At 52.2% G+C, this 13,016-nt stretch carries 10 protein-coding genes; all 10 read right to left on the bottom strand.

Annotated features, from left to right (window positions below):
• Positions 1-454: 454 nt before the first annotated feature.
• The 10 genes from galF to OGY67_RS02415 all read right to left on the bottom strand — a co-directional run bounded on the left by galF (position 455) and on the right by OGY67_RS02415 (position 13,014).
• On the bottom strand, positions 455-1,348 hold the full coding sequence (gene galF / locus OGY67_RS02460) for a GalU regulator GalF (RefSeq protein WP_234692114.1): 894 nt from the start codon (positions 1,346-1,348) through the stop codon (positions 455-457).
• Between the two features lie 165 nt (positions 1,349-1,513).
• Positions 1,514-2,908, bottom strand: a complete 1,395-nt coding sequence (gene wcaM / locus OGY67_RS02455; protein ID WP_286573361.1) for a colanic acid biosynthesis protein WcaM — start codon at positions 2,906-2,908, stop codon at positions 1,514-1,516.
• A gap of 11 nt (positions 2,909-2,919) precedes the next feature.
• Positions 2,920-4,140 (bottom strand): colanic acid biosynthesis glycosyltransferase WcaL, encoded by a 1,221-nt coding sequence (gene wcaL / locus OGY67_RS02450; protein ID WP_286573359.1) that lies wholly within the window; start codon positions 4,138-4,140, stop codon positions 2,920-2,922.
• Positions 4,137-5,417 (bottom strand): colanic acid biosynthesis pyruvyl transferase WcaK, encoded by a 1,281-nt coding sequence (gene wcaK / locus OGY67_RS02445; protein WP_286573357.1) that lies wholly within the window; start codon positions 5,415-5,417, stop codon positions 4,137-4,139. The genes wcaL and wcaK overlap by 4 nt, the downstream gene beginning before the upstream one ends.
• A 23-nt stretch (positions 5,418-5,440) precedes the next feature.
• Entirely contained in the window at positions 5,441-6,919 is a 1,479-nt protein-coding gene (gene wzxC, locus OGY67_RS02440; protein WP_286573354.1) for a colanic acid undecaprenyl disphosphate flippase WzxC, read from the bottom strand.
• Position 6,920: 1 nt separating this feature from the next.
• On the bottom strand, positions 6,921-8,315 hold the full coding sequence (wcaJ, locus tag OGY67_RS02435) for an undecaprenyl-phosphate glucose phosphotransferase (RefSeq protein ID WP_008785190.1): 1,395 nt from the start codon (positions 8,313-8,315) through the stop codon (positions 6,921-6,923).
• Between the two features lie 54 nt (positions 8,316-8,369).
• The gene (cpsG, locus tag OGY67_RS02430; protein ID WP_103285522.1) at positions 8,370-9,740 is read right to left on the bottom strand and encodes a colanic acid biosynthesis phosphomannomutase CpsG; all 1,371 of its coding nucleotides are present in this window, start codon (positions 9,738-9,740) and stop codon (positions 8,370-8,372) included.
• A gap of 135 nt (positions 9,741-9,875) precedes the next feature.
• Positions 9,876-11,312 (bottom strand): mannose-1-phosphate guanyltransferase, encoded by a 1,437-nt coding sequence (gene cpsB / locus OGY67_RS02425; protein WP_286573799.1) that lies wholly within the window; start codon positions 11,310-11,312, stop codon positions 9,876-9,878.
• Positions 11,312-12,538 (bottom strand): colanic acid biosynthesis fucosyltransferase WcaI, encoded by a 1,227-nt coding sequence (wcaI, locus tag OGY67_RS02420; RefSeq protein ID WP_048215961.1) that lies wholly within the window; start codon positions 12,536-12,538, stop codon positions 11,312-11,314. The genes cpsB and wcaI overlap by 1 nt, the downstream gene beginning before the upstream one ends.
• Positions 12,535-13,014 carry a GDP-mannose mannosyl hydrolase gene (locus OGY67_RS02415; RefSeq protein ID WP_286573350.1) on the bottom strand — a complete coding sequence of 160 codons (480 nt, stop codon included), beginning with the start codon at positions 13,012-13,014 and terminating at the stop codon, positions 12,535-12,537. Before OGY67_RS02415 ends, wcaI begins: the two co-directional genes overlap by 4 nt.
• Positions 13,015-13,016 lie beyond the last annotated feature (2 nt).

Below are 13,016 nucleotides of genomic sequence, written 5' to 3'. Positions count from 1 at the left end.
CCTACAACGTCTTTGACTGTAGTAAATTAAATATTAATCTTATAAAAATGAAATCTACTGGAAGTGTATGCAGTTTTGCTTTTTCTGATCGTTTATTAATCAACAAAGTTCAGAATTACGTTTAGAAAGATCAGGCATCGATATACCTTCACGATCAAACACGCTACCGCCCCTGGCTTTACAGCTACCAGACCACTAGCTAGATTCCAAAGATGATGGTCACTGCCAACTCAGGCAAAGACGTCAAAATCAAGCACTAATTGTCTTACCAAATGCTGACAGAAACAAGGAAAAACCCAACAAAAAACAGATTAAACTTAGTAGGTTAACTTATTATAATTAGTTGCTTTTCATATAAAAAACGACAGTAACACTCCGCTGCATAAAGCATAGACACCGGAATGTTAACTGCCGCTCTTTTTTCTGGCATACATCACAAAGACGTGAACATCTTCTACTCGCTCAACAACTTCTCAATGCCCTTCCTGAACTTAACCCCTTCCTTCAGGTTACGCAGCCCATACTTAACGAATGCCTGCATGTAGCCCATTTTTTTACCACAGTCGTAGCTGTCGCCTGTCATCAGCATAGCATCAACAGACTGTTTTTTAGCCAGTTCTGCAATGGCATCCGTCAACTGGATACGTCCCCAGGCACCTGGAGCAGTTTTTTCCAGCTCTGTCCAGATATCAGCCGAAAGCACATAGCGCCCTACAGCCATCAGATCAGAATCCAGCGTTTGCGGCTGATCCGGTTTTTCGATGAACTCAACGATACGGCTGAATTTACCTTCGTTGTCCAAAGCCTCTTTGGTTTGAATAACAGAGTATTCAGACAGATCGCCCTCCATACGCTTAGCCAGCACCTGACTGCGCCCAGTTTCATTAAAACGAGCAACCATAGCAGCGAGGTTGTAGCGCAGCGGATCCGCACTTGCGGTATCCAGAACAACGTCAGGTAATACCACGACAAACGGGTTATCACCAATGATAGGACGAGCGCAAAGGATGGAATGACCCAGACCCAGCAACTGAGCCTGACGGACGTTCATGATAGTCACGCCCGGAGGACAGATAGACTGCACCTCGGCTAATAACTGGCGCTTAACACGCTGCTCAAGGAGTGATTCGAGTTCGTAAGAGGTGTCGAAGTGGTTCTCAACGGCGTTCTTAGACGCATGAGTCACCAGAACGATTTCTTTGATACCTGCAGCTACAATTTCGTCGACAATGTATTGAATCATCGGCTTGTCTACGATCGGCAGCATCTCTTTAGGGATTGCCTTCGTGGCAGGCAACATGTGCATCCCCAGACCCGCTACCGGAATAACTGCTTTCAAATTAATCATTAAGTCATTCACCTATTCAATTGTTGCTGAATTATAGCTTTTTAGCTTGTTTTAGCCAGTATGAATTACATTACTCCGATGCCGCGTATGTTACGCCGCTTAACTGCGGAATGCAGTAATCTTAATCCCAGGCGGGTACAACTTTTGCCAGGAATGGTCGCAAAGTTACCTCCCCTGCCCCGGTAGCCGAAAATTCACCGCTTCGACATTCACCACCTGATGGTTTACCCGGTCAATGTCAACTGAACTTTGCCCGCTTTCGTTTACCGCATGGATATTCGCCAGTGATAGCAAGGTGTCCTGCTTAGCCATAAACTTGCCGCGTACGTCCTTGCGCAGATCGAAGTGCATCTTGAGCGCGGGTCCTGTTGCGGATTGCTGCATCACTCTGATGTTACGTAAAAAAAGGTGCTGCGGTTGGTTGTGCAACTCAAGTGTGGCTCGCTTCATCTCCACGTTGGTGATGGCCACGAACGACGTTGCATTACCTGATGAGATCTGAATGCCGCGTAATTTATATTCAAGTTTCGTGTTATCCAGATGGATATTATTTAACTTAAAGTTCTGCGGGATGGATAAATATCGTCCTTTAATAACACCGTAGCCAATGAGCATACCTGCGCTATTTTCCATATTGATATTATCAATCACGAAATTATCGCAGCCATAAATAGCAACCGTTGCATTATCAATGCCTGCTTTCTTACTAAAATCTGGGGTAATATTTCGTGCGGTGATATTACGAATGATAAACTGTTTGCCGTTCTCTACATGGACTAACTGTCGACAGTCGGTACCGGTGATATTCGCCACCACAAAGTTTTTTACCGCCAGTTCATCGGGATAGGAATTGTCATAGGTACTGCCCGCCAGCCCGATGCCGATGCCCCAGTTCACGTTGCCGTTGGTACAGTTAATACGTTCAATGACATGGTCAGAAATGAGAATGTTGCTGTCGTTGATCGCCACATTCCACTCAATGGCATCTCCCTGTAGATCGCTAAAACGGCAGTTTGTAATCTTTACGCCATCCATCCGGTTATGAAAGCCCTGACGCAGGATCCCATAGTTAGCGCGCGTGACGGTAATATCCTGAATAGTCAGATTGCGCATCAGCCTCGGTGTTTTGCCGCCGATATAGATTTGCGTCACTGGCCCGAAACCACTCATGGCAATCCCTTTTATCACGCAATCCGAACCGCGCACATCGAGAGTAACGTTTCTCAGACTCCCCCCCTGCTCACCCATCACCTTACATCCATCCTGCAGAACAAAGCGACCACGGCCATTGCCGCTGATTCTGCCTTGCAGGTGTAGCGTTTTGCCAGGAGGAATAACGATAGCGGTATTGAGATCCTTGCATTCCAGTTCTTTGGGTACGACTACCGTTTGTCCTTCTTTGAACGCCTGCCTGAAAGAAGCGACCCAATCCTTTGGGTTGTAATTCTGAATGTTGACGCTGTCCGATGATTCAAGCGCCCGGACAACGGGAGAATGCAGTACGACAAGCGCAGAGCCTGCCGTCAGAAAAGTACGGCGTGAGAGTTTGTTCTCTGACATACAACCTCGATTTACATCGTTTGCAGCAGACTGGCTAACTGTTTATTGATCGCTAACTGATTAAATTCAGTTTCAATTTTTTCGCGCGCGCACTGCACAATCGGTTGTACCTGCTCACTGTCGAGCAGGCTAAATGCCGCTAAACGCTCTGCCAGTGCCTGCGCATCGTTTTCCGGTGCCAGCCAGCCAGACTTGCCCGATTCGACCAGTTCAGGGATCCCACTGTGGACAGTTGAAATTACCGGGATACCCACCGCCATCGCCTCCATCAGCGCCACCGGGATCCCCTCCATATCGCCGTCTCTTCCGGTAATCGACGGCAGCAAAAATACATCCGCCTGCTCAAGCATCTCCTTTACCTGATGGCTGGGCTTAAAGCCGGGCATCTCAATCACGTCATCGAGTTGATATTGCTCGATCAGTGTGCGTAAACGTCGCTCCCAAGGGCCGATACCCAGAATGCGATAACGAAATGAAACGCCCTGCTCTTTTAACTGACGACAGGCTTCGATGGCGACGTGCAGTCCTTTTTTCTCGGTTAACCGGGCGACAGAGATAATTTCCAGCGGTGCAGCTGGTGCTTTCGGTTGGCGAGGGGTAAAACGCGTCATGTCGATACCCATACGCGAAACCGCGATTTTTTGCGGCGGGCATCCCATGTTTTTTAAACGTCCGGCCCAGAGATTGCTGATGGGTAACATCAAATCTCCACGTTGAAACAGCTGCTGATACTCAGGGGTATAGCGGGTAAGCACATCACGATGCGAAACATCGACACCGTGAAATACCGTAGCGATTTTTCCGCGGATCATCCCAAGCTCACGCAGCTTAGCGGCCGTTACGCCTGCTGGCCCAAAATGAGCAATAAAGACATCCGCTTCAAACGCCCGCGGATTCCCACCGCAAATGGCCGCCAAAATCAGATTGCGCGCCTCCTCGCCATAGCGTGGAACATTCAACGCTTTCCAGGTCGCTGCGCGGGTAATACCGTTCAGAACTGCCGCCGCCCTATATTTCAGCTTCGCCAGTTTGCTTTCCGGTTCATTCAGCAACCAGCGCGTTTTTTCACCCAGCCGGTAGGTATTAAATGAGGCATGCGTATTTTCAAGATCGCCCTTCTGCAAAGCGACAATCTCCACGTCGTAGCCCATATCGATAAATGCGGTTATCTGATTGAGTACAAAGGTCTCAGAAGAGAGCGGAAATTTAAGCAGGAAAAAGCCAATCTTCATTTTTCCCCCTCAATACGCGTTAAAACCGACTGCACCATGTGTACCCCGCGTTCGCGTTCGCGTGTCACAGCATCCCCAAGCCGTATGTTCAGATCAGGTAACTGTCCGAGGGTATCGGCGACCTTTCCTTCCAGACTGCCATCGAGCAGATGGCGAATATCGACAGCCATCTCCGGCAACCCCAACTGTTGCATAATTCCTGCCGATTTATGCTCGTAGTTAATGGCGATGGCAGGCGTCATAAAATTCATCGAGATGATGGCAGAGTGCAAGCGAGTCCCCACCGTCAGATCGCATGCCCCCAGAATCTTCCCCATCTCCAGATCGTTAAGTTCATCCATCACCACGTGATATCGGGACGAATCGTTAACATACTGACGCAGGTTTAACGCCACCATGCGGTCATCTTTGTTGTAACTATCAATACCAGTGCAGGTTGACAGCGCTATCACCTGGTAACCTTCATCAAGGATGCGGTTCACCACGCCGGCAAAGGCTTGCTCATAGGCCTGCTGCGTTGTCCCCAGACGCTTATCAAAAGGAGCCAGCTCGCGCAATGTAATGGCAACGGTCTTCTGTTTAGCCGCCATGTCTAACCAGTGCTGTACCGCATAACCTGGCTCAAAATCCTCATGATGATTGTCGACAAGCCAGGCCGTATCCACGCCTGTTTCGACTTTATCCGTGGTAATTGCGCTGCGCTTCATCAGATCCAGACTGACGGATTCACGTAAAATCAATGCATTACAGTGGCCAAACACGTAGTTCGCCAGTTGATTAAACTGCTCATCCTGGAATGGCCCCACGCTGTGACCAATCATGTACAACGGTTTTTTCGCCATAAACGAACACAACGCATGCTCAAACTGCGGCACACCATACAGATCGACAAAGAACGATCCGCCGACCTGGATGATGGCGTCATAGCGCGACAACAAACGAACAAAATCGGTAAAGCCCTGGGCGATAGCGATATTGCGCAGATTACCGGAGTCGGTAACACGCGAGAGCAGTACCTGGTGCTGATAGCGACGACGCAGCACTTTCTTCACGCGCCCCATAACACCCACTGCGTTGTTGTGTTGCTTCATCTGGGAATACAGCGGATCGCCCATCACCGGGCGGTTCAGCAACCATGAGGAGCTCACCGGGTAGCGGCTCATAACATCCACTTCAGTCTCGGGACGCAACGCGTTAATGGCATCCAGCAAACCGCGCAGGATCGCGCTATCCCCTCGGTTCCCGCAGGTATGGTTGCCCAAAATTAATAGTTTCATTTTGACCTCTTAAAGCGTTGTTCTTATCCTGCACGGAGCAAGGTTTTCATTTTTTCACTGCGACAGAGCTGGCGTTTTATTTCCACCACCAGCGGATGACGCGACAGCACTATCATTAGCGCAAACGCCAGCGCCCCTGCCGTTATCTGGCTCCCCAACAACACGCCCAACGACAGTTGGCCATGCAGCATTACGCCCAGCGCATAGCTCACCACAAGGGTTGGCAAGGAGAGATACAACGGTAGCCAAAGACTGAGCATGTACTGGCGGTAGCTGGGGCCAAGAACAGGTTTAATCATCACGAAATAGCTGAGGACGGTGTTAATCACCTGGACCAGCAAAAAGCCCAGCGTCACGCCAATTGCCCCAGCCAGATGTCCACCGATGAAAATGGCGGGAATAAACAGAAAGGTTTTGAACACATTGAATTTAAAGCTGATATCGACCCGCGCTTTCGCCATCAGCAGTGAACCGATTGGATTCCCCACCGAGCGCAGCAGCCCAACAATGCACAGCAGTTGCTGAATGGGGATAATGCCGTTCCACTTCTCGCCGAACACCAGCGGCACCACGTTATTCGACACCACCATCAGTCCCAGCAGCGCCGGGAAGTTGATAATCCCAACCACCGACAGCAGCTTGTAAAAATTCACTCGCAGCTTTTCACTGTCGTCCTGGATTTTGGCAAACGCCGGAAACAGCACGCGGGTGATAATCGGGTTCAGTTTGATCGGGGGGACAACCGCCACATTCCAGGCGAGATTGAATCCGCCTGCCACGCCAGCTCCCAACGTGCGGGCTAACACCAGTGTGGAAAGGTTGGTATTGATGTAATTGATGATGCTGTCTGCCGTCAGCCACGCACCAAAACGCAGATTCGACGAAACGGATGCCAGCGAAAAATGCAGCCCCGGACGGTAAATCCGGCGACCAAAATAGCCGAACAGCAGCGTACGTAGCGTACTGTTTACCAGATACCCGAGAATGGCCGTCAGTGCGAGCGGCCAGAAATGGGCGCTGACTACGGTAAAGATAAAACCAGCCAGTACCGAACTGGTTTCAATCATGCCAATTTTGTTGAAGGCCAGCTCTTTTTGCATCAGCGCGCGAAACTGCTGCCCGTGCGGTATCACCACAAACGCCAGCGATAACGTTTTGATGAGCGGTGCCAGTTCTGGGTTATTAAGTACGCTGGCAATCGTCTCGCTCAGCAGAAACATCGCTACGCATACCACGATACCCAGCCCCACGTTGAGCCAGTACAGCGTGGTCAGTTCAAGATAGCCAATCTCTTTGCGCTGAATAATTGAGTTGGCAATACCAAAGTCAGACAACGTATCAGCCAGCGCGATGATCACCAGCGCCACGGTTAACAACCCGAACTGGTGGTTATCAATAATCCGTGCCAGTACGGTCATCTGGATAAGACCCAGACCAATGATGATCACCGTGGCAATCGCCGACCACTTTGCGCCGTTCAGCGTTTTTTCTCGTAAGCTCATGTTAATACGCCGCTTTGTTGACAAAGCCTTTGAATACCGTCAGAAAAACAATTTTGATATCGAACCACACGCTCCACTCGCGAATGTATTCGAGGTCAAACTCCACACGTTTTTCCATTTTTTCCAGCGTATCGGTTTCACCGCGCCAGCCGTTGATTTGTGCCCAACCGGTAATACCCGGTTTCACCTTATGGCGTAACATGTACCCCTCGATCAGCTGGCGGTACTGTTCGTTATGCGCCACCGCATGCGGGCGTGGCCCAACAATAGACATGCCCCCGGTCAGCACGTTAATAAACTGCGGCAGTTCATCGAGCGACGTTCGGCGCAGGAAATTCCCCACAGGGGTAACGCGCGGATCGTTTTGCGTCGCCTGCGTCACCACCGCGTCGTTTTCCATCACTTTCATCGAGCGAAATTTCCAGACTTTGATCGGCTTTCCGTCCATGCCATAACGGGTCTGGCGGAAAATCACCGGTCCTTTGGAGGTCAGTTTTACCAGTAGCGCTATGCCACACAGCACCGGAGAAATAAGCAGCAGGATCAGCGAAGCCAGCACGATATCTTCCGCGCGTTTCAACAGGCGATTGATCCCCGAGAGCGGCGTGTCATACAGCGGCACCACCGGAACGCCATTCATCTCTTCAATCCGTGAATGCAGAATGTTGAAGGTAAAGACATCAGGAATAAGGATCACTGAGCAGGTGGTGTCGGCCAGCTCACGAACCAGTTTTTTGACGCTGGCGCCATCGCTCATCGACATGGCGATATAAACGTTATGAATACGTGAGGCTTTGGCGTCATCCACCAGCTGTTGCAGATTACCGGCCCAGTCGCGGGAGTTTTTTCCAGGGATAGGATCGTGATAGACACCTGCTACTTCAAATCCCAGCCACGGTTCATGGCGAAAGCTGTCCAATAGCATTTGTCCGGCTGGCAGGTCCCCTGCCACCGCCACCCGGCGAGTGTTATACCCGCGATTACGCAACCATCCCGCGCCGTAGCGAATAAACGAACGGCTCAACACCAGGCCAACGCTGGATAGCAGATACCACGCCAGCCAGACGGCGAGACGGTTATCAAAATCGTTATTAAAGGCGATCAGACCTGCGCAAAAAATCAGACTCAGCGTCCAGTTTTGCAGCAACAGCACCAGCTCAGTGGAAATTTTGACACCGCGCCAGGAGCGATAAAAATCCGTTATGCCACCGAGCATCTGAAAAACGACCAGCGTGATCAGCGCCACCAGCAGGTGCATGTACAGGAAAGGCAAACCGCTTAATTCGCAGATTACCCACAACCCGCCAAACATGATGGTGATATCTGAAAAGCGTTGCACCATCGAAATTAACGACGCATTGGTTTTGGCGCGTTCGCGCTTTTTTAGATGTGTCATCGTGGTTCCTGTTAGTCACCCTTTGCCCAGAATCGGGCAAAGGAAGCACCAGCATTACTGATTCAGTAACGCCAGAAGAGTGCGCGTTCGCGCTTCCATCAACGGAATATCTCCGCGCGATTCCACGTTCAGGCGCACCACCGGTTCGGTATTGGAAGAGCGTAAATTGAAGCGCCAGTCGACAAACGACATGCTGATACCGTCCGTTCTGTCCACCGACAACGCCTCACGGGAAAAATGCTGCTCCACGCGCGCAATCGCTGCCGTCGGCTCTGCCAGCGTACTGTTTATTTCTCCGCTCGCCGGGTAGGCCACCATCCGGTCACGGACCAGTTCGCCCAGCGACTGCCCTTTCAGACACAGCAGCTCCGCCACCAGCAGCCACGGGATCATTCCGCTGTCGCAATAGGCAAAATCGCGGAAATAGTGGTGCGCGCTCATTTCGCCACCATAAATGGCATCTTCATGGCGCATCCGCTCTTTGATAAACGCGTGCCCGGTTTTAGACATCACCGGTTTACCGCCTGCCGCCGTCACCACATCCACGGTGTTCCAGGACAGGCGTGGGTCGTGGATAATTTTCGCCCCCGGATTCTTCTCCAGAAACGCTTCCGCCAGCAGGCCAACAATGTAGTAGCCCTCAATGAACTGACCTTTTTCATCGAACAGGAAGCAGCGGTCAAAATCACCGTCGAAGGCAATCCCCATATCCGCGCCGTGTTCAATCACCGCGTTACGCGTGTCTGCCCGGCATTCCGGCAGCAGAGGATTGGGAATACCGTTGGGGAAGTTGCCATCCGGCGTGTTGTGAATTTTGATGAACTCGACCGGCACGCCCAGCGCCTTAAAACGGGCTTCAATAGCGTCAACCACCGGACCTGCCGCGCCGTTGCCGGAATTGAGCACCAGCTTCATCGGTTTCAGGTTGGCGGGATTGATGTAACCCAGCAGGTGATCAATGTAGGCATCGCGGGTAGTAATGCGCTGGTAGCGGCCACGTTTTGTCTCATCAACCGCCGGGAAGTCATTGGCTTCCGCCAGGCGCTGCACGTCGCGCAGACCGGTATCACCGCTGATGGGCCGTGCCCCTTCCCGCACCAACTTCATGCCGTTGTAATCCATCGGATTATGGCTGGCGGTCACTTCAATACCGCCGTCAATGTCCAGGTGGAAGGTGGCGAAGTAAATCTCTTCGGTGCCCGACATGCCAATATCCAGCACATCCACCCCCGCATCCTGCAGTCCTTTCGCCAGCGCCAGCTTTAGCGTCTCGCTGGTCAGGCGCACATCGCCGCCAAGGACAATCGTTTTTGGCTTCAGGAACTCGCCGTAAGCGCGGCCAATACGCCACGCGATATCTTCATTCAGCTCTTCGCCCAGCCTGCCGCGAATATCGTAGGCTTTGAAACAGGTTAATTTCGTCATGATTTACCCTTCTTCAGGCAACAGGAGGCCCTGACTCTTAATGAGCCTTTTAATGAGTGTTAAATGCATTTCCCGGAGCGCTTCGCTTATCGGGCCTACGGTGTTGTAGGCTAGATAAGCGCAGCGCATCCGGCATCAGGTACGCCCGTATCTGTCCGCAAACCGCACCACATCATCCTCATCGAGATAAGATCCGGAACGCACTTCAATCAGATCGAGCGGGATTTTCCCCGGGTTCTCCAGACAATGGGTAGCCCCCAGCGGAATATAGACAGACTCGTTTTCAGCGAGCAGTTTGATGTCATCATTGATTGTCACCTTCGCGGTCCCAGCCACCACAACCCAATGTTCAGCCCGGTGATGATGCATCTGCACGGACAATCCCTCACCGGGTTTAACGGTAATCCGCTTCACCTGGTAACGGTCTCCGGCATCAATAGAGTCGTACTTGCCCCATGGACGGTAAACTTCACGGTGAATATGGTGCTCATGACGTCCGTCAGCTTTAATTTGCTCCACCACTTTTTTGACGTCCTGCACCGCGTTGCGATCGGCGATCAGCACCGCATCTTTGGTCTGCACCACCACCAGATCCTTCACCCCGACGGTCGTCACCAGGCCAGATTCGGCATACACGTAGCTGTTTTCCGTTTTATGGCTAATGACGTCACCATGATGCACATTACCTTCAGCAGTATGGGCGCTGATTTCCCACAATGATGACCAGGAGCCAACATCGCTCCAGCCTGCGTTCATGGGCATCACCACCGCATCGGCCGTACGCTCCATTACCGCATAGTCCACAGACTCTTCCGGGCAGGCGAGAAACGCCTGTTCATCAACGCGGATAAAATCGAGATCGGGGTCAACCGTACTCATGGCGTTTTCGCAGGCCTCAAGAATGTCGGGGCGATATTTTTTCAGTTCTTCCAGATAGCGCCCGGCCCGGAACAGAAACATGCCGCTGTTCCAGTAGTAGTTGCCGCTCGCCACGTAAGCCTGCGCGGTTTCCAGATTGGGCTTTTCAACAAACTGCGCCACCTCAAAAGCCACGGCGTCGGTATTGGTCGGCGAAACCTCGCCGCGACGTATATAGCCGTAGCCGGTCTCCGGCTGGTCCGGCACGATACCAAACGTCACCAGCTTACCCGCGCTGGCATACGGCATTGCATTGCGAACCGCCTCGCGAAATGCCTCTTCATCGGCAATCATGTGATCGGCCGCCAATACCAACAGCAGCGGATCTTCCCCCGGACTTTGACGTTTTGCCGCCAGCGCGGCCAGCGCTATCGCCGGTGCAGTATTGCGCCCGGCGGGTTCGAGAATAATATTCTCAGTCAGCTTGTGCAGTTGTCGTAGCTGTTCCGCCACGATGAAACGGTGTTGTTCATTACAGATAACCACTGGGCTTTCGCACTCCACACCGTTCAGACGACAAATCGTTGTCTGCAGCATGGTGAGATCGCCTTTCAGGCACAGAAACTGCTTTGGATATAGTACGCGGGACAGAGGCCATAAACGGCTACCCGAGCCACCGGCCATCACCACCGGAAAGAGTTTGTTTTGACTCATCATGTACCCCGAATATCTGCAATAAATTGGCTCAGCACGTTTTCTTTATCCAACGTGCGTTCGGCATACTCACGTGCCACCGTGTTAATCTTTGGCATGGTTAACGCCTGTTGAATCCCGCCAACCAGCGCACTCACTGATTCAGGCTCGACACACACCGCGATGCCTGGGTGAGCGTCACACAACTGACCCAACTCGGTCTCAGGTTCGGCGGTAATCACCGCGTTACCACCAACGGCGAGGATATTGGTCAGTTTGGAGGGCAATACGGCATCCGCCGCACCGCGCTTTTGTACCACCAGATGACAGTCCGCCATCTTGAGCAGCGCAGGCAGCGCGTCATAAGATTGCAGCGGAAAGAACTTCACATTGTTCAGGCCGCGTTCGCCAGACATACTCTCCAGCCGTGCTTTACCTCCGCCCTGCCCGACAATCACAAACATCCAGGGCTGTTCGCTCAACAGGGCCGCTGCGTCAATCACACTTTCCAGCCCTTGCTTTTCACCGATATTGCCTGAGTAGAGAATGATTTTTTTATCATCAGGCAAGCCCAGTTGCTGGCGCAACGCCAGAGCATCGGCGTCGCTCACGTCACGAAAACGCGCTACTTCTGACCAGTTCGGAAAGAAAATGACCTTCTGTGCATCAACGCCCTTCTCCTGCGCTTTATTCATCATTGAGCGAGAAATGGTCGAAATATGATCCATATTCAACAGCCCACTGCGCTCAAAGGCGCTGGCCAGTTTTGCCACCGCGCCACGCTTGCCTTTGCCCGCCATGCCAAGCCCCAGCATGGCATCGACTTCGTAATCCTGAATATGCAGCAGCGTGCGCGCCCCGGACAGCTTCGCCAGCAGGCGCATGCCCGGCGTACAAAACAGCGTCGGCACTACCCCAATGATGCGATCCGGCTTCCAGCGGCGCTGCGCAAGCAGCGGGAAGAAACTGCTCAGGGCGAAACTGCCTAGATGCAGCAAGCGCTTGAGCGTAGAAGGCTGCTCAGGCACATACAGCGGACAACGCCAGACGATGGCATCGCCCTCTTCACGTCGATAGCGCCAGGATGAATAGCGACCGTTGACCTTCCACTGCGGATAATAAGGCGGCGCAGTGATCACCCGTACGTCATGCCCCTGTTGCGCCATCCACTCCACCATTTCACCGGTGTATTTACCGATACCGGTCAACTCCGGCGAATAGTTGATGCCATACACAAGGATCTTCATAGCCCGGGTACTCCGGCCTGACTCTTCTCACAGAAGTAAGCCCGGCTGTTGTCATGCACGTGGTCACTGGTCAGAATCTCTTCAATTGTCAGCCAGCGGTACGCGTCATGTTGAACGTCAGGCAGTTGCAGGTCGTTTTCCGACACCCGCAGACGAAATCCCAGCACGATGTAATGCGTTGAGAAATCTTCCCCGGAAAAGTTGTCGTCATAGAAGTGCTGCCAGACCCCGTAAAACTCTGCAGCGGACAGCGGTAAACGTAACCCCAGCTCAGCTTCAGTAAGCCGCTCAAAAGCTGCGCGCAGCGGTTCATCTTTTTGCACCCGACCGCCGGGCACGAACCAGTACCCCTGCGCCGGACGATTGAGGCGCTTGCCAAGCAAAAATTCGCCCTGGGCGTTTTCCACGATCAAATCGATGGAAATCAGCGGAGTTGAACGTACAACGGTGGCAAAATCCTCATGACGTAAAAACATGC

The sequence above is a fragment of the Citrobacter sp. Cpo015 genome, assembly GCF_030333035.1.
GTDB classification, from domain to species: domain Bacteria; phylum Pseudomonadota; class Gammaproteobacteria; order Enterobacterales; family Enterobacteriaceae; genus Citrobacter; species Citrobacter portucalensis.
The sequence above is the reverse complement of the archived record's forward strand: the minus strand, read 5'-3'. Positions and strand labels throughout refer to the sequence as shown.

Bases quoted from the DNA above. Each gene is read 5' to 3' on its own strand.
- cpsG (WP_103285522.1), bottom strand. From the start codon at position 9,740: ATGACGAAATTAACCTGTTTCAAAGCCTACGATATTCGCGGCAGGCTG.
- wcaJ (WP_008785190.1), bottom strand. From the start codon at position 8,315: ATGACACATCTAAAAAAGCGCGAACGCGCCAAAACCAATGCGTCGTTA.
- galF (WP_234692114.1), bottom strand. From the start codon at position 1,348: ATGATTAATTTGAAAGCAGTTATTCCGGTAGCGGGTCTGGGGATGCAC.
- wzxC (WP_286573354.1), bottom strand. From the start codon at position 6,919: ATGAGCTTACGAGAAAAAACGCTGAACGGCGCAAAGTGGTCGGCGATT.
- wcaI (WP_048215961.1), bottom strand. From the start codon at position 12,538: ATGAAGATCCTTGTGTATGGCATCAACTATTCGCCGGAGTTGACCGGT.
- wcaL (WP_286573359.1), bottom strand. From the start codon at position 4,140: ATGAAGATTGGCTTTTTCCTGCTTAAATTTCCGCTCTCTTCTGAGACC.
- OGY67_RS02415 (WP_286573350.1), bottom strand. From the start codon at position 13,014: ATGTTTTTACGTCATGAGGATTTTGCCACCGTTGTACGTTCAACTCCG.
- cpsB (WP_286573799.1), bottom strand. From the start codon at position 11,312: ATGAGTCAAAACAAACTCTTTCCGGTGGTGATGGCCGGTGGCTCGGGT.
- wcaM (WP_286573361.1), bottom strand. From the start codon at position 2,908: ATGTCAGAGAACAAACTCTCACGCCGTACTTTTCTGACGGCAGGCTCT.
- wcaK (WP_286573357.1), bottom strand. From the start codon at position 5,417: ATGAAACTATTAATTTTGGGCAACCATACCTGCGGGAACCGAGGGGAT.